The sequence below is a fragment of the Nonomuraea sp. NPDC052129 genome (genome assembly GCF_040680095.1).
In the GTDB taxonomy this organism is placed as follows: Bacteria; Actinomycetota; Actinomycetes; order Streptosporangiales; family Streptosporangiaceae; genus Nonomuraea.
In genome coordinates, this window is sequence record NZ_JBFAVX010000029.1 from 66,405 (window position 1) to 89,935 (window position 23,531).

Below are 23,531 nucleotides of genomic sequence, written 5' to 3' on the forward strand. Positions count from 1 at the left end.
TTCGCGATGACGGAAGCTAGAGTTTCTGACATCGCAAGGAACGGATCCAACCGGGCAGAACACGAAGACCCCAGCATCACGACGAACCGCCCGGATGAGTTTGACGAAATACCAGGTGATGGCAGCAGGTCGGACTGACGGGGCCAGCGCAGTGGCAAGGGGCCCTGGCCGTGGACGTGCTGCCACACGAGAAGTAGGAAAAGAAGTTCGAGTAAGAGAAGGGAGTGTTGAACGCCATCGGGATCGCCCGCTGCCGGCTGATCACTCGCCGCTCGGGTACCGGAGTTCCACAGATGGGAAGGTGGTACACGGTCACGCATCCGCGATCCCCGCGTCATGGCCGTCCACTACGGCTGATGCGGACGACAGTAGGCCGGCCAGATGGCCGGTAGATGGTGTTGAACCTCTTCGGGGCCCCGGCGCAATACGCGCCGGGGCCCCCTGACGCATGCGGAAGGCATTTATGGATCAAACACCTCCAGCACGTAGCGACCCCACACTCGCACCCAGCAAAGCCAATGACCGGTTCGACGATGAGGACTACCCCGGCTACAGCATGGGCGCGGCCGCGGAGATGCTCGGCGTCACCGCCGCCTTCCTACGTGCGTTGGGCGCCGCCAAACTGATCGAGCCGCAACGCTCCAGCGGTGGCCACCGTCGCTACTCCCGCTACCAACTACGTCTGGCGGCCAGGGCCCGCGAGCTCGTCGACCAGGGCACCGCCCTCGAAGCCGCCTGCCGCATCGTCATCTTGGAAGACCAGCTCGCCGAAGCGCTGCGGATGAACCGTGCCCGGGAGCGTTCGGACGAAGGCTGACGCCTGACGACGGTGATCACGCCTTGAGGGCTTCGTCAGGGGATCTCACCGGTGCGCAGGCGCAAGAGGTAGCCGGTGATGTGGTCGTGGGCGGCGGTGACGGCGCGGGTGGCCAGGTTGTCGATTTCCTGCGGTGGCCGGGCGTCTCTTGGGACCAGCGTGGCGTAGCCGTGCGCCATGGACAGATGAACGTAGACGAAGTCCGTCGTCTCGGCCCAGGAGACGTCGTCGGGCAGGGCGGACGAGGTCAGGGCCATGAGGGTGTCCATGAGGCGGCGGCCCTGCTCCTGAACGGTCTGTTTGTAGGGGGCGCCGAAGTCGTACGAGTAGACGAGGTCGACGCCGGCGCGATGGTCCAGGGCATAGCGGGTGTACGCGCCCGCGGTGGCGGCCAGCCGGTCGACCGGATCGGGCCCCGCCTGCTCGGCCGCCTGGGCCAGGAGGTCGGCGATGTCGGCGACGATGGCGGCCGCGCAGGCGGCCAGCAGAGCCTCGCGATCGGGAAAGTGGCGGTAGGGCGCCGCCGACGACACACCCGCGCGGGCGGCGACCTTGGACACGGAGAAACCCGCCACGCCGATCTCGGCCAGGAGTGCGATGCCCTCGCGGATCAAACCGGCGCGCAGGTCGCCGTGGTGGTAACCGCGTTGCGGTGTCGTTGGACTGCTCACGGCGAACGATTGTCCCCTCTTCCAGATGTTAGAGTACTCTTACTTTATGTAAGAGCCTTCTAACATTCGGAACAGAGGCGCATCATGCAGCAGCGAAATCTCGGACAACAGGGCCTGACGGTGTCGGCTCTGGGATACGGCGCGATGGGGATCTCCCTGGCGTACGGACCCTCGAACAAGGAGGAGGGGGCCGCGACGATCCGCCGGGCCCACGAGCTGGGAGTGACGTTCTTCGACACGGCCGAGCTCTACGGACAGGGCGAGAACGAGCGGATCGTCGGGGCCGCGCTCGCACCGGTGCGGGACGAGGTGGTCATCGCGACGAAGTTCGGGTTCGACTTCACCGGCACCCGGGAGGGCGGCGTCGACAGCCGTCCCGAGCACATCCGCGAGGTCGTCGACAACAGCCTGCGCTACCTCGGTGTCGACGTCATCGACGTGCTCTACCAGCACCGCGTCGACCCCAGTGTGCCGATCGAGGAGGTGGCCGGGACGGTCAAGGAGTTCGTCGAGGCCGGGAAGGTCCGCTACTTCGGCCTGAGCGAGGCGGGCGCCAACACCATCCGCCGCGCGCACGCCGTACATCCCGTGTCGGTTCTGCAGACCGAGTACAGCCTGTTCGAGCGCGAGGTGGAGTCCCTCTTCCCCGTCCTGCGCGAGCTCGGGATCGGGTTCGTCCCCTACTCGCCGCTCGGCCGGGGCTTCCTCACCGGCCAGGCCAAGCCCGGCGCCGAGTACGACGCCACCGACATGCGAGTCTGGGACGCCCGCTTCCAGCCCGGCAACTACGAGAAGAACGTGGCGGCCACCGACCAGCTCGCCGACCTGGCCGCTACCAAGGGCGCCACGGTCGCCCAGCTCGCCCTGGCCTGGCTCCTCGCCCAGGGCGACGACATCGTCCCCATCCCGGGCACCCGCGACCCCAAGCGCCTGGCGGAGAACGTCGCCGCCGCCGACCTCACCCTCGACGACACCGATCTGAAGCGCATCGCCGACATCCTCCCGACCGGCGGCTTCGGCGCCCGCTATCCCGACCAGCACCTCCCCACCTGGGACTGACCCCGCGCGAGTACGCTACTTCCGGCCCAGTGTGTCATGACGCGCTGGGCATGGTCGGATACGTACAGTAGTCGTCATGAATGCCGTTGATCTCGCACGCTGGCAGTTCGGGGTCACTACGGTGTACCACTTCCTGTTCGTGCCCGTCACGATAGGGATGTCACTGCTGGTGGCGATCCTGAACACGGCCTGGGTGTGGACCGGCAAGGCGGCCTACCTTCGCGCCACCAAGTTCTTCGGGACGCTCTTCCTGATCAACTTCGCCATGGGCGTGGTGACGGGGATTGTGCAGGAATTCCAGTTCGGGATGAACTGGAGTAGCTATTCAAGGTTCGTCGGCGACATCTTCGGGGCGCCGCTCGCGCTGGAGGCGCTGCTGGCGTTCTTTCTGGAGTCGACGTTTCTGGGGCTGTGGCTCTTCGGTTGGGAGCGGCTGCCGCAGAAGGTGCATCTCGCGTGTATCTGGATTGTCGCGTTCGGCACGGTGCTGTCCGCCTACTTCATTCTGGCCGCCAACTCGTTCATGCAGTGGCCGGTGGGCTTCCGGCTCGACGGGCGGGCTGAGCTGGTCGACTTCGGGGCCGTGTTGAGCAACAAGGTGCTGCTGGTCACCTTTCCGCACACGATCTTCGGGTGCTGGCTGGCCGGTGGGGTGATCTTCATGGCGGTTTCCGCCTGGCATCTGGCTAGAAAGCGGGATATTGACGTCTTTCGTCCGTCGCTTCGGCTGGGCATCGTGGCGGTGCTGCTGGGCGCGCTCGGCACCCTCGTGTCCGGTGACCTGCTCGGCAAGATCATGACGCAGACCCAGCCGATGAAGATGGCCGCCGCCGAGGCGCTTTACGAGACGCGGCAGCCCGCACCGTTCTCCCTGTTCACCATCGGGACGCTGGACGGCACCAAGCCGATCTACCAGCTGGAGATCCCGGGACTGCTGTCCCAACTGGCCACCGGCTCGTTCAGCGGCAAGGTCGAGGGCGTCAACAACGTCCAGGCGGACTACGAGCGCAGGTTCGGACCGGGCGACTACCGTCCCTACATCCCGGTCGCCTACTGGGGTTTCCGGCTGATGATCGGCTTCGGCATGCTCGCCGCGCTGGTGGCGCTTCTCCTGCTCTGGATGACCCGTGGACGACGGATCCACGGCAAGGACTGGGCCTGGAAGGCCGCCGTCTGGTCGGTCGTGCTGCCCTTCCTCGCGAACAGCTTCGGGTGGATCTTCACCGAGATGGCCAGGCAGCCGTGGATCGTCTTCAGCCAGATGAAGACCGCGCGTGGCGTCTCACCGAGCGTCGGCGCGGGGACCGTACTCACCTCGCTGATCGTCTTCACCGCCCTGTACGGCGCGCTGGCCCTGGTGGAGGTCGGCCTCATGATCAAGTACGGCAGAGCGGCCCCGCCGCCCGCCGACGGTGCCGAGCCGCAGGACGGCGGCGAGACGTCCTTCGCCTACTAGGGGGATCGGGTAGTGGAGCTCACCGAGATCTGGTTCGTGGCGATCACCATCCTGTGGGTCGGCTACTTCGTCCTGGAGGGGTTTGACTTCGGCGTCGGCATGCTGCTGCACGTCATGGCGCGGAACGACGCCGAACGCGAGGCGATGCTCGACACGATCGGCCCCGTCTGGGACGGCAACGAGGTGTGGCTGATCACCGCCGGCGCCGCCACGTTCGCCGCCTTCCCCGAGTGGTACGCCTCGCTGTTCAGCGGGTTCTACGTCCCGCTGCTGCTCATCCTGCTGACACTGATCGTGCGCGGGGTGGCCATCGAGTATCGCGGCAAGCGGAGCTCCGTGACGTGGCGGCGGTGGTGCGACGCGGGCATCGCGATCGGCTCGTTCGTGCCCGCGCTGCTGTGGGGGGTCGCGTTCGCGAACATCGTGCGGGGCGTGAAGCTCAATTCCCATCACGACTACGTCGGTACGGTCGGGGATCTGCTCAACCCGTACGCGCTGCTCGGCGGGCTGACCACGCTGTTTCTGTTCGTCACGCACGGCGCCGTCTTCGTGGCGTTGAAGACCAGCGGCGAGATCAGCAGGCGCGCGACCACGCTGGCGCTGCGGAGCGGCGGCGTCGCGGCCGTGCTCGCGGTGACCTTCCTGGTCTGGACGCAGTTCCACGGCGGCGGGCCCGGCACGGTGATCCTGGCCGCTTTCGCCGCTCTTTCCTTCGTAGCCGCGCTCGGGGCCGTCGCCATGGGCCGTCAGGGGTGGGCGTTCCTGCTGTCTGCCGTCGCTGTCGGTGTGACCGTGATCTGCCTGTTCGCGGTCCTTTATCCCAATGTCCTGCCTTCGACAGTCAACCCGGCCTACAGCCTGACCCTCCAGAACGCGGCCTCGACGCCGAAGACGCTCGGCCTCATGACCAGGATCGCGGCGATTTTCCTGCCGCTGGTCGTGCTCTACCAGAGCTGGACCTATTGGGTTTTCCGCCACCGAATCAGCGCCGGTTGAGGCCTTTTCTCTGCGCCAGTACGACCATTTGTATACATTGTCGCCCCTAAAAGGAAACGAAACTCCAACCTCCTGTAAAACGCGATTGCCAGCCTTTCTTTCGGGGCACTGAGAATCGAGAGCCGAGGAAAGGATCATCCATGACACTCGCTCTCGGCACGTCTCTCCAGGAACGCGACGAAGCCGGCCTCGCGCTGGCGGAGGACGCCGAGCGGATCGCCCGCGCGTGTCATGCCGTGGCCCTGCGCTTCCATCGGGGCGGTCGGCTGCTGAGTTTCGGCACCGGTCAGTCGGCGGCCGACGCGGCGCATCTCGCGGTGGAGTTCGTCCATCCGGTGATCGTGGGGAAGCGCGCCCTGCCGGCCTTGTCGCTGGCCAATGACGCGTCGGCGATGAGCGGGCTCGCCCGCGTGGGAGTGTTCGCGACCCAGCTGCGGCTGCTCGGACGCGCCGGGGACATCGCGGTGGGCATCACGATCGACGACGACTGTGACGAGGTGGCGGCGGGGCTCGCCGTGGCGCGTGAAATGGGCATGACGACGCTGGCGCTGACCAAGGCGGGCGGGCTCGACAGCGCGGTGGTGGATCACCTTCTCACGGCACGCAGCCCTGATCCGCGGATCGCCCGCGAGCTCCATATGACGACATATCACGTGCTGTGGGAGTTGGTGCATGTGTTCTTGAACGACCCTCTGCTCACGGCGACGGAGGTCTCCCGATGACCTCGCCGGAAGATCCGGACCGATCGAGTTCGGTGAATTCGCCAGGCGGTTCGGACCGGTCGAGTCCGATGACCTCGCCGGGAGGTTCGGACCCGTCGAGTCCGATGAATTCGCCAGGCGGTTCGGGCCGGTCGAGTTCGGAGTGTCCCGATGAGGTTTGTGTGACCTGCTCGGACACGGCCGTGCCCGTTCGGATCGTCGCCCTGCTGCCCGGCCACCTCGCGCTGGCCGAAACCGCCGTCGGTGCGGAGGAGATCAGCGTGCGGCTGGTCGACGCGCGGGCCGGCGACGTGGTCCTGGTGCACGCGAAAGAGGCCATCGTGGTGCTGGAGAGAACAGCGCCGGAAAGAGCGGTGCCGGAGTGAGCGGTGCTGGAAAGAGCGGTGCCGGAGTGAGCGGCTCTGGGGAGAAGGCTGTGAGCGACGCGCTCTATCCCTTCCTGTCCTCTGCGGCGGGCGATGTCGACTCGCTGCTGGCCACGGTGACCCGTTCCACGGCGGAGAAGGCCAGGGAGATCGTCGCGCTGCGGCGGGAAGTGCTCACCCTGCTCGGCCCCCGGATCGCCGCGTGCGCCGGGGCGCTCGCCGCGGCATTTTCCAGCGGCGGTCGACTCTTCACCTTCGGGAACGGGGGCAGCAGCACCGACGCGCAGGCCGTGGCCCACCTGTTCCTCGCTCCCGGCCTCGGACACAGAGGGCTGCCGGCGATGTCGCTGACGGCCGATGTCGCGCTGCTGACCGCGCTCACCAACGACATCGGCTTCGACGCGGTCTTCGCCCGGCAGCTCGCCGCCCTGGGCACCGGTACGGACATCGCGATGGGCATCTCGACGAGCGGCGGCTCGCTGAACGTCGTGCGCGGGCTCCAGGAGGCCAAGCGCCTCGGCATGGTGACGGTCGGGCTCGCGGGCTCGGGAGGCGGCCAGCTGGCCGAGTGCGGTGCCGTAGATCATCTGTTGGTCATCCCGTCCTCATCCGTACATCGGATCCAGGAGGCGCAGACCACCGTGTGCCATGTGCTGTGGGAGTCGGTTCGGCGGGCGCTGGACGAGGCGGACTGACCGTTGGACCCGAGCGTGCGCTCCCGGATCCGGGTCGAGGGCATCGTCCAGGGCGTGGGGTTCCGGCCGTTCGTCCACGGCCTGGCCGTCCAGTACGGCCTGTCGGGCACGGTCGGCAACGACGGCTTCGGGGTGTTCATCGAGGTCGAGGGCCCAGCGGGGGCGGTGAACGCGCTGGTCGAGGCGGTCCGATGGAACGCGCCCGCGCTGGCGGTCGTGGACCGGGTGAGCGTGGAGTCGGTGCCGCCCACGGGCGCCCGCGGCTTTCGCATCGTCCCGAGCAAGACGGGCGGATCAAGGGAGACGGGCAGACCGAGCGAGACGGGTAGACCAAGCGGGACGTGCGTACCGAGCGAGATGAGCGTCCACAACGAGACCGGCGGACCAGGCGTGATCGGCGGTGTCCCGCGCGCGCATGTGTCGCCGGACGCGGCGACCTGTGACGACTGCCTGGCCGAGCTGTTCGACCCGGCCGACCGCCGCTACCGCTACCCCTTCGTCAACTGCACCAACTGCGGCCCCAGGTTCACGATCATCACGGCCATCCCGTATGACCGCGCCGCGACCACCATGCGGACCTTCGCCATGTGTACGGCATGCGCGGCGGAGTATCGCGATCCCCGCGATCGTCGCTTCCACGCCCAGCCGGTCTGCTGCCCCGCCTGCGGTCCCACCCTCGTCCTGCACACCTCCGACGGCACGATGGTCGCGGGCGATCCGGTGTCCGAGGCGGCGGCGCTGCTCCGCGGTGGTTCCATCCTCGCGGTGAAGGGACTCGGCGGCCATCACCTCGCCGTGGACGCCACCGACGAGGACGCGGTCGCGGCGCTGCGGGCCCGCAAACACCGTGGCGACAAGGCGTTCGCCGTGATGGCGCCGGACCTGGCCACCGTACGCGAGCTGTGTGAGCTGGACGGTGAGGCGAGCGGGGTGGTAGCCGCCCTCACCGGCGCGCGTCGCCCGATCGTGCTGCTGCCACGACGCCCCGGCTCGCCCATCGCCGTCTCGGTGGCGCCCGGCAACCGGGACATCGGCGTGCTCCTGCCGTACACGCCCCTGCACCACTTGCTGGCCCGCGAACTGGGCCGCCCCTTCGTACTGACCAGCGGGAATCTGTCGGGCGAGCCCATCGCGCACCGCGACGAGGACGCGCGGCGGCTGGCCGCCGACGCCTTCCTCACCCACGATCGGCCGATTCACGCGGGCCTTGACGACTCGGTGGTCCGGGTCTTCCGCGACACGGAGGTTCCGGTACGGCGAGCCCGTGGGCACGCTCCCGCGCCGCTCGCGCTGCCGTGGACGTTCCCCCGCCCGGTTCTCGCCTGCGGAGCGCAGCTCAAGAGCACCTTCTGCCTGGCGACGGGCAGCCATGCGTTCGTCTCCCAGCACCTGGGCGACCTGGAGAACTACGCGACGATGCAGGCCTTCGCCGGCGGCGTCGCCCACTTCCGGCGGCTGTTCGGGATCGAGCCGGAGGTGGTGGCGCACGACCTCCACCCGGAATACCTGTCCACCAAGTACGCCCTCACCCTCGACGGCGTCCAGCCGCTCGGCGTACAGCACCACCACGCCCACATCGCCTCCTGCCTGGCCGACAACGGCGAGAGCGGCCCGGTCGTCGGCGTGGCTCTCGACGGCACGGGGTACGGCACGGACGGCACGATCTGGGGCGGCGAGCTGCTCGTGGCCGACCTGGCGGGCTTCGAGCGGGCCGGACACCTGGAGCCGGTGCCGATGCCCGGCGGCGTGACGGCGATCCGGCAGCCCTGGCGGATGGCCGCGGCCTTCCTGCACAGCGCGTACGGCCCCGAGAACTTCGACGACCTCGACGTGGTCCGCCGCAACCAGGACCGGTGGCCGGCCGTGGCGGCGCTCGTGGCGAACGGCCCGGCGCAACGGGTGACGTCGAGCGCCGGGCGGCTGTTCGACGCGGTGTCCGCACTCCTCGGGATCCGGGACACGGTCACCTACGACGGACAGGCGGCGGTGGAGCTGGAGCAGCGGGCGGACCCGGGCGTCCACGGCGGCTATCCGGTCGACGTCGCCGGAACGGTCATCCGCAGCACCGACCTGATCCGCGCGGTCGTCGGCGACCTTCGCCGGGGCGAGGCGTCAGAGGTGATCGCGGCGCGCTTCCACCACGGGCTGGCCGAGGCGGTGGTGACGGCCACGACGCGGGTCGCGGCCGCCAATGGGCTGGAGGTGGCGGCGTTGTCCGGCGGGGTGTTCTGCAACACCCTCCTCCTCGGCGCCGTGGTCGACGGGCTGCGCCGCCACGGCCTGCGCGTCCTGCTGCACCGGCGCGTGCCTTGCAACGACGGCGGCATCAGCCTCGGGCAGGCCGTGGTGGCAGGGGCTCAGGACCGAGCGACCCGCTGAACACGGCACGGTGGCGGGAGTTCAGCACCGAGCGACCCGTTGAACGGGTCGCCGGGCGTCAGCAGATGCGCGGCAGCGGGTCGCCGACCAGCAGGTCCACGATGCGAGTGCCGCCGAAGGCGGTCCTCAGCAGCACCAGGCCGGGCGGGTCCTCCCCGACCCACCCGATGATCGCGGCCCCGGCACCGACCGGATGGCCGCGCATGATGTCGACCGCCCGCTCGGCGTGCTCGCCGTCGACGACGGCGACCAGCCGCCCTTCGCAGGCGACGTACAGCGGGTCGATCCCGAGCAATTCGCACATCCCGGTGACCGCGGGCTGGACCGGTACGGACTCCTCGTCCATCACCACGGAGACGCCCGAGGCGCTCGCCACCTCGTTCAGCACAGTGGCCACCCCGCCACGGGTGGCGTCCCGCAACGTTCGCACCTGGGTGGGGAGGGCGTCCAGCAGCTCGGCCACCAGGCCGTTCAACGGGGCGGTGTCCGAGACCGTGTCCGCCTCGATGCCGAGCTCGCCACGGGCCAGCATGATGGCGACGCCGTGCTCGCCGATCGGCCCGGACACGATGACCGCGTCGCCGGGCCGGGCGGCGGAGATGGACGGCGTGGCCGGGCGTTCGACGATGCCGACCCCGGCGGTGGTGATGTAGCAGCCGTCGGCCTTGCCCCGCTGGACGACCTTGGTGTCGCCGGTGACGATCGTGACGCCCGCCGCCTCCGCCGCGGCCGCCATCGAGGCGACGATCCGCCGCAGGTCGCCGACCGGGAATCCCTCTTCGAGGATGAACCCGGCGGACAGGTACAGCGGACGGGCCCCGCACACCGCGAGGTCGTTCACAGTGCCGTTGACCGCCAGGTCGCCGATGTCGCCGCCGGGGAAGAACAGCGGGGAGACCACGAACGCGTCGGTGGTGAACACCGCGCGGGAGCCGCCCAGCGCCAGCGTGGCCCCGTCCTCCAGCGGGGCGAGCAGCGGATTGCGGAACGCCTCCAGGAAGACCGCGTCGATCAGGGTCCGGGTCGCCTTGCCGCCGGAGCCGTGGGCCAGGGTGATGCGTTCCTCCCGGACCACCGCGCGGCGGCGCCGTACGCGCTCGATCCGGTCGAGGACCTGCTTCTCGGTGGTCATGCCCGGGTCGCCTCCCGCACTCGTTCCCGGCTGAACCGGCCGAAGTTGTAGTACGCCGCGCACGCTCCCTCCGACGAGACCATGCAGGTCCCGATCGGCGTCTCCGGGGTGCACGCGGTGCCGAACACCTTGCACTCCCACGGCTTGAGCACTCCCTTGAGCACCTCGCCGCACTGGCAGGCCATGGGGTCGGCGATGCGCGTACCGGGGATGTCGAAGATCCGCTCCGCGTCGAAGGCGGCGTACTCCTCGGCCATCCCCAACGCCGAGTGCGAGATGAAGCCGAGCCCACGCCACTCGAAGTGCGGGCGCACGCGCATCACCGTCCCGATCGCCTCCATGGCGACCCGGTTGCCCTCCCACGGGACCACCCGCGCGTACTGGTTCTCCACCTCGCCACGGCCCTCGGCCAGCTGGCCGAGCAGCAGGTCGACGGCGTGGAGGATGTCGAGCGGCTCGAACCCGGCGACCACGAACGGCTGCCGGTAGTCGCGCGCGATGAACTCGTACGGCCGGCAGCCGATGATCGTCGAGACGTGGCCGGGACCGATGAAGCCGTCGAGCCGCAGGTCGGGCGAGTCGAGGATCGCCTTGACGGCCGGGATGATCAGGACGTGGTTGCAGAAGACGGAGAAGTTGTCGATGCCCTCCTCGGCCGCCCGCAGCACGGTCACCGCCGTCGACGGCGCCGTGGTCTCGAAGCCGATCGCCATGAACACGACCCGCCGGTCCGGATTGTCCCGGGCGATCTTGAGCGCGTCGAGAGGTGAGTAGACCATCCGGATGTCGGCGCCCTGGGCCTTGGCGTCGAGGAACGTGGCCGCTCCCCCGGGCACCCGCATCATGTCGCCGAACGACGTCATGATCACATCGGGCTGCCGGGCGATGTGGACGGCGTCGTCCACCCGGCCCATGGGGATGACGCAGACGGGACAGCCCGGCCCGTGCACGAGCGTCACGGCCTCCGGCAAATAGTCCTCGATGCCGTGCTTGTAGATGGTGTGCGTGTGTCCGCCGCACACCTCCATGAACTTGTACCGGCGTCCCGGCTCGCACCGGGCGGCTATCCGCGCGGCCAGCGCCCGGGCCGCGTCGGCGTCGCGGAACTCATCGACGAAGCGCATCGCGCTCCTTGCGTAGGAGGGTCATGAGATGTCCGATTCCTTGAGCGCGTCGATCTCGTCGGTGTACGCCTGCCCGAGGCCGTGCAGCATGTCCATCACGGCCTTGGCCTCGGACTCGGAGATCTTCGACAGGGCGAATCCCACGTGGACGAGCACCCAGTCGCCGGGCTTGAGGTGGTCGTCGGCGAGCAGTCCCATGTTGATGCGGCGGCGTACCCCGCTGACGTCCACCATGGCGAGGTCGGTGTGCTCCTCGACGTCCCCCACCAGCTCACTGGGGATCCCGAGACACATCGGCTTCCTCCTTGAACTGCACCGATTCCAGGACCAGCTCGTCGCCGCCGCTGACGTCCACGTCGTCGTCGCCGCACCGCGCGCAGACCGCGAGCACGTCGACGGACTCCGACTGGTGACCGCAGGCCCCGCAGTCCACGGTGACGGGCGTGACGACGAGGTCGAGCGCCGCCCCTTCGGCGGCGCTGCCCTCGGCGGCGAGCGCGAAGGCATGGTCGAACGCCTCGCCCACGACGGCGTGGCGGGCGCCGATCCGGACCCGCAGCCCGGTGACCCGCCGGCCGTCCGCCTGCTGCCGGACCAGGTCGACCAGGCCCTCGCACATTCCTAGCTCATGCATGAAGTGCCTACATCCTTCTCATGTTCAGGTAGCGCTTGATCTCCGGCCATTGCGCGGCGATCATCGCGACGGCCGCGCACAGCGTCACCAGAGCCACCACAGGCCCCTTTCTCATCCGTTTCCACCTCCTCGGTTTTCGGTAACCCCGGTCCATCGATGGCTTCGATCAAGTCTCGACAAGGGATCGGACCGTCTTGAGTGCCGGACCGAGGGCGGCGCGTACCGGCTCGCTCAGCTCGACCAGCACGTCTTCGTCCGGCCCCCCGGTCATCACGGTCGCCGGTTCGCAGGCGACGACGAGCACCCGGGGCGGTATCCGGCCCAGCTCGGCGGCCAGCCGGAGCACGCGTACCGGATCCATGCCGTGGGTCTCCATGGGTACGCCCGCCTCCGGCTCGGCCGGTTCGAGTACGGTCAGCGTCCCGGGAGCCTCCCCACGGGGCGCGGCGTCCACGAAGATCACCGTGTCGTAGTCGCGTTGCAGGGCGTAGGCCAGGTCCATGCCGCGGATCCCGAAGTCCACCACGTCCACTCCGGGAGGCAGGTCCTCGGCCGCCAGCAGCCGCGCCACCTCGACGCCGAAGCCGTCGTCGCCCAGGAAGATGTTGCCGATGCCCGCGACCAGGACGCGGGCGGGCCGGCTCTCCGCCACGATCGGCTCCACCTCCTCGGCGGAGTAGAAGAACCGGTGTCCGGGCAGCTTCGCCTCTCCCAGGTCGCGGCCGGGGTCCTCCTCAAGGGTGACGGCCAGGTGGAGGGCGCCCGCTTCGTCTTGTTCGACGCTCTCGACGACGGCCACCCGGCCGCCTAGGGCGAGGTCGAAGACGTCCGCCCGCGATCGTGGGCGCAGCCGCACCCGGCTGCCCGCGCCGAGTGTCACGCCGTCCACGATCACCGTGTCCGGGCCCCGTCGTTCCATCCGGGCCCAGAAGTCATCCGTCGCGGTCATGTACCGGCTCCCGTTCGATCAGCGGACGGATCTCGCGTACCGTGCCGTGCAACCGCATGAGCCGCTCGGGTGTGAGCGAGGCGCATCGGTCGAGGATCTCCCTGGCCCGGGGATCGCCGTCGCGGATCTCCCGCCGCTCCTCCTCGGTCAGGGCGAGCACGCTCAGGGTGAGCAACTGGTCGATCTCGGTGGCGTCGAAGAGGTCGCCCGGGCTCTCCGGCGCGATCCGGGGGTAGTCGTACAGGATGATCGGCGCCGACAGCATGGTGTGCCGCTCGCCCTCCTCGCCCACCAGGACCGGCCAGGCGCCGGCGTTGTCGCAGCCTTCCGCGAGCGGCCGCAGCTCCTCCGGCGGGTCGGTCAGGGAGACGAACCCGCCGCGCGGCGCGTGCAGGACCGTGTGCGCGGAGAGGAACGCCTGCTTCAGCCCTTCGGTACGGCTGCCGCCCGCCCAGCCGGTCGTGTTGGCGACCTCGACGGTGATCCGGAAGAGGCCGGACGCCGGGCGCACCGCGCTGATCTCGACCCGCCCGCGCAGCGCCCGCCAGCTGCGCGAAAGCGCCCCGACCCCGCGCCCGTCCGGGCCGATCAGCCATTCGACGTCCCCGCCCTCGGGTATGTCGATGTCCACCACGGCGGCCCGCTGGACGAGACCCGCGAGGTCGAGCCCGAGCGCGGCGACCTCCCGCTCGGTCGCCTCGTCCCTGGCCACGTGGCGCTCGCCCCCGGCCGTCAGCTCCGCGACCGGCACGAGCTCCTCGCCGGTGCCGCGCGCGACCTGGCGGGCGACGGAGTGCAGGAAGCAGACCCGGACGTCGACGGTGTCGGCCGGGTCCGCCTCGATCAGCACCTGGGTACGCATCAGCGAGGAGTCGCCCGTCTCGGCGCATCGCTCCGGGTAGACGCCGCCCAGGGTCCAGCGCTGCGCGTTCTTGAGCGCCGAGGGGCGGTAGGGCCACAGCAGGTAGCCCTCGTACAGGACCGCGCGCGCTACCTTTGTCACCTGGTCCATCGATCAGCCACCGTCCTGCTCTTTTCCCTGAGGCTCGCGTACCAGCAGCGCCGACACGACGTCGTCCCAGGTCGCCAGCGTGTGCCGGACCTTGTAGTCGTACAGCCGGTCGAAGGCGTCGCGGTCCAGCCGGAGCCAGGCGCTGCGTGGGAAGTAGTGCTCCATGACGTCCTTCCAGACCTGGACCGGCATCCGGAACGCGACGTCGGTGTCCCACGGGATCCGGGCCGCCCGCAGCAGGCCGGCGTCGAGGTAGAAGATCGTCCCGCTGAACAGGAAGGTCAGCGGGACCTCACCGTCCGGCAGGGAGTGGAAGTACTTGGCGACCGCCACCTCGAAGTCGTAGGTGCAGGCCACATCGATGCTCGCCACCGTGCGCCCGTCGAAGCCGGGTACCTGTGTCACCACCCGCGCCCACAGCAGGCTCCTCGACGTCCGGCCCCAATCCTCGGGTGCGCCGAACAGGTCGGTGAGCCGCAGCCGGGTGGGCGAATCGTACTGGCGCCGCGCGGCATCGATGCGGATGTGGGTGTCCAGCGCGACGCTGCGGATCGGCGACGGGCCGGCGCCGTCGATCCGCAGCGTGAACCGCACCGTCGGCACGGCGGCGAACTCCACCGCCTCGGCGCTCTCGATCACGAACCTGAGCGCCGGCGGCGGCGCGTCCTCCCGCGTGCCGAAGGCGGAGTCCGGCTTCATGCCGGGGACAGGTTGGGCATGGCCGGGTCGATCGGGTCGTGGTCCTTCGGGTTGATCCCGGTGGATCGCGCCGCCGTCGAGCGGCCGTCGGGAAGGTGACCCGGTTGCTGCTCGTAGTTGCCAACCGAGTTGCCCTCGTGAACGCCCTTCAGGTGCGCGGTCCTGTCGGGCCGCACATCGGGGCGGCCCACCTTGATGGAGCCGGTCATCGTGGAACTCCTTTCGACACGCCCACGGGCATGGGCATGGGCTTGGCTCGGCGCCGCAGCTCGGTGAAGAAGGCGCCGACCTCGTTCCAGACGTCCTGGCCGCCGGTCAGGCCCTTCCAGTGAGACCTGAGCACGGCGACGAGGGCGAAGCAGTCGTCGATCGGCACCAGCCAGTGGTCTCGCGCGTCGCGCGTCCGGTTGACCAGCAGCGCCTCCACGTCGGGGGCCAGCCGCCGCAGCACGGGGTTGGCCTCCTCCACCGCGGCCCAGGCGGCCGGCTCGACCGCGGCCTCGACCGCACCGGCCGGGCCGGGGTACCGGATCACGATCCGGCCCTCAGCCGAGTCGGGGCAGGCGAAGGCCATCTGAACGGGAATGTCCAGGGTCGCCCAGGTGGCGTCGTCGAGGACGAAGTCCGGCAGGTACCACCGGCGGTCGGGCACCAGGCGGTAACGGTCCCCTTCGGCCGGTGGATGCTCGAAGAGCAGCGCGCACGGACGGCAGGCACAGCGCGGTTCGCGAACCGCCGGTTCGAGCAGGTGCCGGTGGTCGGCGGGGATGGGCGCGGCACACAGCTCACACCGGCAGGGGCTGTCGTCGTGGTCGACCGCAGGCTGGTCAGCCGCAGGCCGGCCAGCCGTACGCCGCTCGGCCGACTGGTCGATGAGGCCGCGCAGACCCCCTCGTGCCATGTCGCGCTCCCTCACGACATCCGCGCGCCGGGGTCGCGGCGCAAGGCGTCGATGGAGATCAAGACGGGTGGCGGGCCGATCTCCTCGATCTCCACCCGGTCAAGCTCCGGGGCCGCGTTGCGGATCGCCTCCTCCAGCAGAGCCGCCCGATCGGCGGTGCCGCAGCCGCCGCGACCGCGCAGGAGTCGTACGCTCGCCACACCGTCCGCCACGGCCACCGTCTCCACGGCCGCGCCGCCGAGCCGGGGCCGTACACCGCTCACGGCCTGCTCGACCCGGGCGGACACGTCCAGCGGGTGCAGGTCGTGCAGCACCAGCAGGTAGGAGACCAGTTCGTCCTGCGCGAGCGCCGGCCCGAGCCGTTCCCCGCCGATCGCGACGATCCGGGCGAGCGCCTCGCCGTACAGGTCGAGCAGCGCCTGGAGCACCTCGATGGTGGACTCCGGGTCGGGCAGCGACTCGACGCCGTCCAGCAGGGCGTCCACCCGGGCCAGCCGGTCGGCCACCTCACGGTCGGTCAGTGACATCACCCGCCCCCTAACCGGAGAGGCTCGTGCCCAGCGTCGGGGAGTGCACCTGCTTGAGCACCTTCCCGTCGCCGAGGTACATGTGGACGCCGCACGGCAGGCAGGGGTCGAAGCTGCGGACCGTACGCATGATGTCGATGCCCTTGAAGTTCTCCGGGCCGTTCTCCTCGAAGATGTGCATGCCCTGGACCGCGTCCTCGTACGGACCGGGAGTGCCGTAGACGTCCCGCGGGCTGGCGTTCCACGGAGTGGGCGGGTACGGGTGGTAGTTGGCGATCTTGCCGTCGCGGATCACCATGTGGTGGGACAGAACCCCGCGTACCGCCTCGTGGAACCCGCAGCCGATCGCGTCATCGGGCACGTCGAAGTCGGCGAAGACCCGCGTCCGGCCGGCGCGTACCTCGGCCATCGCCTGGTCCAGGAAGTGGAAGGCCATCGCGGCGGAGTAGGCGACGAAGTAGATGCGGGCCCGGTTGCGCTCGATCGTGTTTGACCATTTGGGGATCTTCCACTCGAACCGCATCTCCGGCAGGACCGCGCTCTTGGGCAGGTTGATCTCCACGCTGGTGCCGGTCGCCCGGACGCCTCCGGTGTCGACGATGCCGGCCAGCGCCGTCGTCCAGAGCCGCGCGAGGGCCCCGCCCCCGGTGTCGAGCGCGAGGTGATCGCCCGTGCGGTCGTCGTACCAGCGGGGGCTCATGACCCAGCTGTAGTTGCCGCCCGCCAGGTCGCGCTTCTGCGGCTTCGGCAGCGTCGTCTGGTTCCACGGATGACGCCGGTCCACCGGGTTGCCCAGCGGGTCATGGGTGACGAAGACCTCCTCGTTCACCCAGTCGTCGTAGAACGAGCTGCCCAGCAGGATCCGCATGCCGAGGTTGATGTCCACCAGGCTCGTGGTGCGCAGCTCGCCGTCCAGGACTATGCCCGGAGTGACGAACATGCCCCGGCCCCACTCGCCCATGTTCCGGTAGTCGTAGTCGACCACGGCCGGGTCCTGGAACGAACCCCAGCAGCCCAGCATCGTCCGCCGCTTGCCGACCTCCTCGTAGCCGGGCAGCGCCTCGTAGAAGAAGTCGAACAGGTCGTCGTTGACCGGGACGACCTTCTTCACGAAGTCGAGCACCCTGAGCAGCCGGGACAGGTAGTCGGTGAACAGCTGGGGCGTCGCCACCGTGCCCACGCCACCCGGGTAGATCGTCGAGGGGTGTACGTGCCGCCCCTCCATCAGGCAGAACATCTCCCGGGTGACCCGGCTGACCTGCAGCGCCTCGCGGTACATCGCGCCGGTGAACGGGTTGAACGCCCGCATGATGTCGGCGATCGTCCGGTACCCGTGGATGTCGCCGTGCGGTGCCTCGGTGGTCTCCGCCCTGCGCAGCAGGGTGGGGTTGGTCTCCTTGACGATCTGCTCGCAGTAGTCGACGAAGACCAGATTGTCCTGGAACAGCGTGTGGTCGAACATGTACTCGGCCGCCTCGCCGAGATTGATGATCCACTCGCCCAGCGGCGGCGTCTTGACGCCGTAGGCCATGTTCTGGGCGTAGACCGAGCAGGTCGCGTGGTTGTCGCCGCAGATGCCGCAGATGCGGCTGGTGATGAAGTGCGAGTCCCGCGGGTCCTTCCCGCGCATGAACACGCTGTAGCCCCGGAACAACGAGGAGGTGCTCTTGCACTCGACGACTTCCTTGTTGTTGAAGTCGATCTTCGTGTAGATCCCCAGGTTGCCGATGATGCGGGTGATCGGGTCCCAGGACATCTCGACCAGCTGCCGAGTCTCCTGAGCCTCCTTGGATCGGATGGTCACCGCGACGTTCCCTCTCCCCTAGCTATGGTCCGGTTGGTAGCCGCTGGTCAGCTCAGGCCGGTTGTGGCGCCACTTCGGCTCCTTGTTGACCGTCCTGTTGGTGATGCCGCGCAGCTTGCGGATGAACGACCCGTACGCCCCGGTGGCGGTGGAGGACACCAGCGCGCCGGGTGGCTGGTCCATGAATGGCATGAACTTGTCCGGAAAGCCGGGCATCGTGCAGCCGATGCAGATGCCGCCCACATTGGGGCAGCCGCCGATCCCGCCCATCCAGCCGCGCTTGGGGACGTTGCAGTTGACCACCGGCCCCCAGCAGCCGACCTTGACCTGGCATTTGGGGGAGTTGTAGTCCTTGGCGAAGTCGCCCTGCTCGTAGTAGCCGGCGCGGTCGCATCCCTCGTGCACCGTCTTGCCGAACAACCAGGTCGGTCGCAACTCCTTGTCCAGGGGGATCATGGGAGCCAGCCCCGCGGCCTGGTACAGCAGCCAGGTCAGGGTCTCCATGAAGTTGTCGGGCTGCACCGGGCAGCCCGGCACGTTGATGATGGGCAGCCCGCCGGCCGAGCGGAAGTCGTGGCCCAGGTAGTCGCCGAGCCCCATGCTGCCCGTCGGGTTGCCCGCCATGGCGTGGATGCCGCCGTACGTCGCGCAGGTGCCGATCGCGACCACCGCCCACGCCTGCGGCGCGAGCCGGTCGATCCACTGGTTGACGGTGATCGGCTGTCCGGTGACCGGGTCGTTCCCCATCGACGTCCAGTAACCGTCGCCGTTGATCTGCTCGTTGGGTATCGACCCCTCGACCACGAAGACGAACGGGCGTAGCTGGCCCTCCGCGGCCTGGTGGAAGGGGGCCATGAAGTCCTTGCCCGTCTCCGCCGCCAGCACCTTGTTGTGCAGATGCACCTTCGGCAGTCCGGGCACCAGGCCGAGCAGCACCGCTTCGAGGCTCGGATTGGAGGCCGCCGTCACCGAGACCGTGTCACCGTCGCAGCTCATGCCCTCCGAGGTCCACAGCACGTGAACCTCGTCCACAGCGGTTTTCGTCGTGGTTTCGCTCATGTACCCGGCCCTCGTCTCGACAGCTGGGGGAATGCCGTAGGTATCGCCCCTAATGACAACGAGTAAGCGTTCGATGCACATAGTGACCACGTCGATGGAGGAATGCGGACGACCAAGTCACTTCCCTTACCGATTCCTGCACGTTCGGGGACGCGGTCCGCATCATGCGCCGCGTGGTCAGGGAGCGTGTATTATCCATACTATTTAGGTAGGAATAAGGGAATGCAAAGGGTCGGTGAGCAGCGGTGTCGCACTCCACGTCGTGGCCTAGCCTCGACTCCATGTCGAACCCCACGGACGTTCCCGCTGCCCTGCTCCCCGACCCTGACCGCGCGACCGTCGCGATCGCGCCACCGATCGCGGGCGAAGGGCACTGGGCGGGGGGTCCCAGCGCGGTCGCGGCGGACGGGCTGATCTATCTCGCCTACCGGCTGCGCCGCCCCGTGGGGGAGGGTCGCGGGTACGCGGTGGTAGTGGCCCGTTCGGTGGACGGCGAGCGGTTCGAGACCCTGACGACGATCACCCGCGAGGAGATGGCCGCCGAGTCCCTGGAACGGCCCACCCTGGTACGCACCGAGGACGGGCGCTGGCGGCTGTACCTGAGCTGCGCCACCCCGGGCACCAAGCACTGGCGGGTGGAGGTGCTGGAGAGCGACGACCCCGCCGGATTCGACCCGCGCTCGCGCGAGACCGTCCTGCCCGGCGACCCCAAGACCGGCGTGAAGGATTCGGTGATCGTCCGGCGCGACGGGAAGTGGCACCTGTGGGCCTCCTGCCATCCGCTGGCCGACTCCGACGAGGCCGACCGGATGGTGACCGACTACGCCACCAGCGCCGACGGCCTGGAGTGGACGTGGCACGGCACGGCGCTGAGCGGGCGGCCGAGGCTGTGGGACGGGCGGGGCGTACGGATCAGCTCGGTGCGTTTCGACGGTGACCGGGTGCTGGCCTTCTACGACGGCCGGGCCAGCGCGGCCGAGAACTACGAGGAGCGCACCGGGATCGCCGTAGGAACCGACCCCGGCGAGCTGACCCCGGTGGGGACCGCCCCGGCGGCCATGTCGCCGCACGCGGGCGGCGGCCTGCGTTACCTCGACATCGTCGACCTGCCGGACGGCCGGATCCGGCTGTACTACGAGTACACCCGCGCCGACGGCGCCCACGAGCTACGCACCGAGCTGCGCTGATCGTCAGGACGGGTGCGGGCGCCCGTTCCTGGACTGCCGCTGGCCGGGCGGTCGGCTGCCGACCAGGCCGCCCGAACGCTCCCTGGGCCTGAGCCAGTCGCTGAAGTCCTCGCCGGTCACCTGCTGAAGGAGCCGGATGTCCTCGGTGAAGTACGGGATGAGCTGCCGCCGCTGCTCCCAGGTCAGCGGGCGGCGCGGGGCGGCCCGCCGCTGGAGCAGCTGCTCGACGGGATCGGCCAGAGTCCCGGGCAGGAGCCGCCGGACCGAGGACAGCACCGCGTGCCGCGGGCTCGCGGCGGGATGCGCCGTCACGTTCTCCCTCGGCATCTCGGTCAGCAGCCCCCGCTCCACCCCGAGGAAGCCGCAGATCCGGTCGAGCGTGTCGGCCGGCCGGTCGACGAGGTCCCGGTAGCGGAAGAGCAGCACCTGCTCGCGCGGGAACAGCTCGTACAGGGCGGCCAGCTGCTCGCCATACCTGCCGAGTCCCACGTAGTGCCAGAAGTGCGCCCACCCGGCCGCGATCCGTTTGCCCTCCGCCTCGCAGGCGCGCACCACGTCGCCGATCGGTTCGAGCCCGGCCGACCACAGGTGGGTCCAGTTGGAGTGGGCGCGCTCGACCGGGTCCCGCACGATCACGATGAGCCTGGCCTGCGGGATGGCCGCCTTGATGCGCCGCTGCGCGTCCCGGTCGTACAGGTAGAAGGGCGTGCACTCGCCGGCCAGCGTCCCGGCGGGCGCCGCGGCGAACAGCGCCTCGTAGTCCTCGCGGCGCCAGACGTGCTCCCGGTACGTCTCCACGTCGCCGGGCCCGCCCCTGGCCGGTGGCGGGCCGTCGGTGAGGAAGTACTTGGGCTCCTTCACCTGTGGCAGGAAGAGCTGCGGATGCCGCTGGAGAGCGGCGTGCAGGGCCGTCGTTCCCGCCTTCGGGACCCCTACGACCAGGAAGTTCGGCATAGCCACGGTCATCCCTCCAAATCCCGGCGCCTAACATCCAATTTCCTACCAGTTATATAGGATGTTCAAGTAGGCAATTGGACAGGGGATGCTCACCGTGGAGGACCCGGGGCCGGTTACTGGATGCCGCGGAGGGGAAGTCCCGCCTTGCGATAGATGTCGTCGATGACCGTCATGTTGGCGACGGAGTCCGCAGGCGGGGTAAGCGGCGGGGTGCCCTGCTCCACCGCCGCCACGAAGGCGCGCAGCTGGCAGGTGTACGTCGCGTCGCCCGCGACGCGCTCGCGGCGCCGCCGGCCGTCGACGGTCACAGTCATCCGGTGGAAAAGCTGCGGGGCGATGAAGTTCGTGATGCGCAGCGACCCGCGTTCGCCGTCGACCCGCGCGGCGATCTTGAGCAGGTTTCCCGACCACATGGAGGCGTGAATCCGCCCGGTCGCGCCGCTGGAGAACCGCAGGTCGGCGGCCATCGCCCGGTCGACGCCCGGCGATCGCAGCAGGGCCGCCGCGCTCACGACGGAGGGCTCGCCCGGCCCGAGCGTACGCAGGCAGTGCACCGCGTAGCAGCCCGCGTCCATGAGCGCGCCACCGCCGAGCTCCAGCGAGTAGCGGATGTCGGAGAAATTGGGGAGTGGAAAGCACATCCATGTCTCGACATGCCGGACCTCGCCGAGTTCGGTGGCGACGATCTCCAGAGCCCGTTCCATCAGCGGGTGATACCGGTAGTGGAACGCCTCCATGACCACCACGCCGGACTTCGCGGCGGCGTCCGCGACGGACCGCGCCTCGGCGGCGTTGGAGGTGAACGGCTTCTCGGCGAGCACGTGCTTGCCCGCCTCGATCGCCTTGAGCGTCCACTCGGCGTGCAGAGCGTTCGGCAGCGGGTTGTAGATGGCGTCCAGGGAGGGGTCGGCGATCACCTGCTCGTAGGAGTCGTGGACGAGCGGGATGCCGTGCTTGGCCGCGAACTTCTCGGCCCGCGACCGATCCCGGGCGGCCACCACCGCCACCTCGACCTCGGGCACGGCGCGGGCGGGCTTGACGAGCGCCATGGGGGTGATGCGAGCTGCGCCGAGCGTCCCGATTCGCATGATCGCATGATGCCAGACCGCCGTGCCGCGTGTCGCTTTGCCCGGACTTGACAGCCAATCTGTTGGAGTGGACGGGGTCCCTCGCGTATGGAGGAGCGAATCGCGTCCGTTCAGGACACAGTCCGTTCAGGAAAGGAGCCGCGTGGAAAGGATCATCTCGGCCGCGACGCGGTTGTTCGCGGCCCTCGGTTACGACGCGACGACGATGGTGCAGATCGCCGAGGCCGCCGACCTGGACATCGACACCGTCATGGAGCTCGCCGGTTCGAAGCGGGAGCTCTATCTGGCGGTGATGGGGCGCGGTTACACCTCGCAGAAGGCCCTGCTGGAGCACGCCCTCGCTCGTTTGGACGAGTCGGGAGCGCCGCAGCTGGCGGTGAGTGTCCACGCCCTGGTCGACGACTACCTGAACTTCTGCCTCGACAACCCCGACATCTCCGCGCTGCTGATGCACCGCTGGCTGGGCGACGCCGCCGATTTGCAGAACCTGGAGCAGATCTACAACGAGCCGTTGGTCCATACGGTCTACAGCAAGTTCAACAGGGCCGCCGAGATGGGTCTCATGGACTCCGAGGCCGACGTGGAGCTCTGCGTGCGAGCGATCGCCTGGTCCGTCATCATTTTCGTGCGCTACGCCACGATGAGCCCGCCCCTTTCCAGCTTCTCCGAAGGCGAAAGGAGCGTGGACCGCTTCCGCACCCACCTGCACCGGATCACCACCCGGATGCTCGGCCTGTCGCCCACGAGCACGGGCGAAACGTCTCCCTGACTCCCGCAGGGGCCAGGTTCCGCCCGACGCGAGATTCCGGAATTCACCGTCAACATCAAGCAAGCGCGCCGAAGCATGCGCCTTTCCGAAGCCTTTCCGTATGGGGGATCGCCCCGCGCGATGATGCCACGCGGAGCGACCGTTGTGCGTGGGTCGGTGCTGGTGGATCAGTGGTTGTTGTGATCCCACCAACCATTGTCGTGGTGGTGATTCCACCAACCATGGCCGTGGCCGTGGCCGTGACCGCCCATGCCGCCACCGCCGCCGCCGCTCTTGCACCACTGCTTGGACCAGTGGCCGTGGCTCCAGCAGAACTTGCACCAGTTGTGGTGGCTGTCCCACCTCCACTCGCACTTCTTGGCCACGTTCTGCGGCGTGGTGCCCACCTGCTGGGCGGTGGGCGAGCAGGCGCTCGCGGCGCTGGCGGCCTGCGTGGTGGCCGTTCCGGTGACGATTACGGTGGACGCCGCCAGGGCGGCGCTGAGAAGCAGACGCTTGAGCACCAGAGATCACTCCCTGAATGACGATC

General features: G+C 69.1%; 26 protein-coding genes. 10 read left to right on the forward strand and 16 right to left on the reverse strand.

The window, feature by feature from the left end; genetic code table 11:
- Positions 1–463 precede the first annotated feature (463 nt).
- On the forward strand, positions 464–817 hold the full coding sequence (locus AB0L53_RS43040; protein WP_364007491.1) for a helix-turn-helix domain-containing protein: 354 nt from the start codon (positions 464–466) through the stop codon (positions 815–817).
- A 35-nt stretch (positions 818–852) separates the two neighbouring features.
- On the opposite strand, the gene AB0L53_RS43045 is transcribed toward AB0L53_RS43040, so the two are convergent.
- Positions 853–1,488: a TetR/AcrR family transcriptional regulator gene (locus AB0L53_RS43045; RefSeq protein ID WP_364007494.1), complete on the reverse strand. Its 636-nt coding sequence runs from the start codon at positions 1,486–1,488 to the stop codon at positions 853–855.
- An 84-nt stretch (positions 1,489–1,572) separates the two neighbouring features.
- Here AB0L53_RS43045 and AB0L53_RS43050 point away from each other — a divergent pair, with 84 nt between their 5' ends.
- The 7 genes from AB0L53_RS43050 (at position 1,573) to hypF (ending at position 9,160) form a co-directional block, all read left to right on the forward strand.
- Entirely contained in the window at positions 1,573–2,547 is a 975-nt protein-coding gene (locus AB0L53_RS43050; protein WP_364007497.1) for an aldo/keto reductase, read from the forward strand.
- Between the two features lie 76 nt (positions 2,548–2,623).
- On the forward strand, positions 2,624–4,003 hold the full coding sequence (locus AB0L53_RS43055; protein ID WP_364007500.1) for a cytochrome ubiquinol oxidase subunit I: 1,380 nt from the start codon (positions 2,624–2,626) through the stop codon (positions 4,001–4,003).
- A 12-nt stretch (positions 4,004–4,015) separates the two neighbouring features.
- Positions 4,016–4,999: a cytochrome d ubiquinol oxidase subunit II gene (gene cydB, locus AB0L53_RS43060; protein ID WP_364007503.1), complete on the forward strand. Its 984-nt coding sequence runs from the start codon at positions 4,016–4,018 to the stop codon at positions 4,997–4,999.
- A gap of 140 nt (positions 5,000–5,139) precedes the next feature.
- Entirely contained in the window at positions 5,140–5,721 is a 582-nt protein-coding gene (locus tag AB0L53_RS43065) for an SIS domain-containing protein (RefSeq protein ID WP_364007506.1), read from the forward strand.
- A gap of 161 nt (positions 5,722–5,882) precedes the next feature.
- The gene (locus AB0L53_RS43070; RefSeq protein WP_364007509.1) at positions 5,883–6,086 is read left to right on the forward strand and encodes a HypC/HybG/HupF family hydrogenase formation chaperone; all 204 of its coding nucleotides are present in this window, start codon (positions 5,883–5,885) and stop codon (positions 6,084–6,086) included.
- A gap of 50 nt (positions 6,087–6,136) precedes the next feature.
- Positions 6,137–6,781 (forward strand): SIS domain-containing protein, encoded by a 645-nt coding sequence (locus AB0L53_RS43075; protein ID WP_364007512.1) that lies wholly within the window; start codon positions 6,137–6,139, stop codon positions 6,779–6,781.
- 15 nt (positions 6,782–6,796) lie between these two features.
- Positions 6,797–9,160, forward strand: a complete 2,364-nt coding sequence (gene hypF / locus AB0L53_RS43080; protein WP_364007515.1) for a carbamoyltransferase HypF — start codon at positions 6,797–6,799, stop codon at positions 9,158–9,160.
- Positions 9,161–9,218: 58 nt separating this feature from the next.
- Here hypF and hypE read toward each other — a convergent pair whose 3' ends face one another.
- The 12 genes from hypE to AB0L53_RS43140 all read right to left on the reverse strand — a co-directional run bounded on the left by hypE (position 9,219) and on the right by AB0L53_RS43140 (position 19,001).
- Positions 9,219–10,292 carry a hydrogenase expression/formation protein HypE gene (gene hypE, locus AB0L53_RS43085; protein ID WP_364007518.1) on the reverse strand — a complete coding sequence of 358 codons (1,074 nt, stop codon included), beginning with the start codon at positions 10,290–10,292 and terminating at the stop codon, positions 9,219–9,221.
- Positions 10,289–11,416 carry a hydrogenase formation protein HypD gene (gene hypD, locus AB0L53_RS43090; RefSeq protein ID WP_364007521.1) on the reverse strand — a complete coding sequence of 376 codons (1,128 nt, stop codon included), beginning with the start codon at positions 11,414–11,416 and terminating at the stop codon, positions 10,289–10,291. The genes hypE and hypD overlap by 4 nt, the downstream gene beginning before the upstream one ends.
- A gap of 21 nt (positions 11,417–11,437) precedes the next feature.
- Complete coding sequence (locus AB0L53_RS43095; RefSeq protein WP_364007523.1) at positions 11,438–11,710, reverse strand: HypC/HybG/HupF family hydrogenase formation chaperone; 273 nt, start codon at positions 11,708–11,710, stop codon at positions 11,438–11,440.
- A complete protein-coding gene (locus tag AB0L53_RS43100) occupies positions 11,688–12,050 on the reverse strand; it encodes a hydrogenase maturation nickel metallochaperone HypA (protein ID WP_364007525.1) in 363 nt (120 codons plus the stop codon). The genes AB0L53_RS43095 and AB0L53_RS43100 overlap by 23 nt, the downstream gene beginning before the upstream one ends.
- Positions 12,051–12,216: 166 nt before the next feature.
- Positions 12,217–12,999: a hydrogenase maturation protease gene (locus AB0L53_RS43105; RefSeq protein ID WP_364007528.1), complete on the reverse strand. Its 783-nt coding sequence runs from the start codon at positions 12,997–12,999 to the stop codon at positions 12,217–12,219.
- On the reverse strand, positions 12,983–14,011 hold the full coding sequence (locus AB0L53_RS43110; RefSeq protein WP_364007531.1) for a hypothetical protein: 1,029 nt from the start codon (positions 14,009–14,011) through the stop codon (positions 12,983–12,985). Before AB0L53_RS43110 ends, AB0L53_RS43105 begins: the two co-directional genes overlap by 17 nt.
- 3 nt (positions 14,012–14,014) lie before the next feature.
- Entirely contained in the window at positions 14,015–14,710 is a 696-nt protein-coding gene (locus AB0L53_RS43115; protein WP_364007534.1) for a DUF6084 family protein, read from the reverse strand.
- Positions 14,707–14,919 carry a hypothetical protein gene (locus AB0L53_RS43120; protein ID WP_364007537.1) on the reverse strand — a complete coding sequence of 71 codons (213 nt, stop codon included), beginning with the start codon at positions 14,917–14,919 and terminating at the stop codon, positions 14,707–14,709. The genes AB0L53_RS43115 and AB0L53_RS43120 overlap by 4 nt, the downstream gene beginning before the upstream one ends.
- Positions 14,916–15,611, reverse strand: a complete 696-nt coding sequence (locus AB0L53_RS43125) for a DUF5947 family protein (RefSeq protein ID WP_364007540.1) — start codon at positions 15,609–15,611, stop codon at positions 14,916–14,918. Before AB0L53_RS43125 ends, AB0L53_RS43120 begins: the two co-directional genes overlap by 4 nt.
- 11 nt (positions 15,612–15,622) lie before the next feature.
- Positions 15,623–16,138 (reverse strand): NifU family protein, encoded by a 516-nt coding sequence (locus AB0L53_RS43130; protein WP_364007543.1) that lies wholly within the window; start codon positions 16,136–16,138, stop codon positions 15,623–15,625.
- 10 nt (positions 16,139–16,148) lie between these two features.
- A complete protein-coding gene (locus AB0L53_RS43135; RefSeq protein WP_364007546.1) occupies positions 16,149–17,942 on the reverse strand; it encodes a nickel-dependent hydrogenase large subunit in 1,794 nt (597 codons plus the stop codon).
- 18 nt (positions 17,943–17,960) lie between these two features.
- Complete coding sequence (locus tag AB0L53_RS43140) at positions 17,961–19,001, reverse strand: hydrogenase expression protein HypE (RefSeq protein WP_364007549.1); 1,041 nt, start codon at positions 18,999–19,001, stop codon at positions 17,961–17,963.
- A 281-nt stretch (positions 19,002–19,282) separates the two neighbouring features.
- On the opposite strand from AB0L53_RS43140, the gene AB0L53_RS43145 reads away from it, so the two are divergent.
- Positions 19,283–20,188: a hypothetical protein gene (locus AB0L53_RS43145; protein ID WP_364007552.1), complete on the forward strand. Its 906-nt coding sequence runs from the start codon at positions 19,283–19,285 to the stop codon at positions 20,186–20,188.
- Between the two features lie 3 nt (positions 20,189–20,191).
- Here AB0L53_RS43145 and AB0L53_RS43150 read toward each other — a convergent pair whose 3' ends face one another.
- The gene (locus AB0L53_RS43150; protein WP_364007555.1) at positions 20,192–21,154 is read right to left on the reverse strand and encodes a sulfotransferase; all 963 of its coding nucleotides are present in this window, start codon (positions 21,152–21,154) and stop codon (positions 20,192–20,194) included.
- A gap of 104 nt (positions 21,155–21,258) precedes the next feature.
- The gene (locus tag AB0L53_RS43155) at positions 21,259–22,233 is read right to left on the reverse strand and encodes a Gfo/Idh/MocA family oxidoreductase (protein WP_364007559.1); all 975 of its coding nucleotides are present in this window, start codon (positions 22,231–22,233) and stop codon (positions 21,259–21,261) included.
- 142 nt (positions 22,234–22,375) lie between these two features.
- On the opposite strand from AB0L53_RS43155, the gene AB0L53_RS43160 reads away from it, so the two are divergent.
- The gene (locus tag AB0L53_RS43160) at positions 22,376–23,002 is read left to right on the forward strand and encodes a TetR/AcrR family transcriptional regulator (protein WP_364007562.1); all 627 of its coding nucleotides are present in this window, start codon (positions 22,376–22,378) and stop codon (positions 23,000–23,002) included.
- A 167-nt stretch (positions 23,003–23,169) separates the two neighbouring features.
- Here AB0L53_RS43160 and AB0L53_RS43165 read toward each other — a convergent pair whose 3' ends face one another.
- Positions 23,170–23,505 carry a hypothetical protein gene (locus tag AB0L53_RS43165; protein ID WP_364007565.1) on the reverse strand — a complete coding sequence of 112 codons (336 nt, stop codon included), beginning with the start codon at positions 23,503–23,505 and terminating at the stop codon, positions 23,170–23,172.
- Between the last annotated feature and the right edge of the window lie 26 nt (positions 23,506–23,531).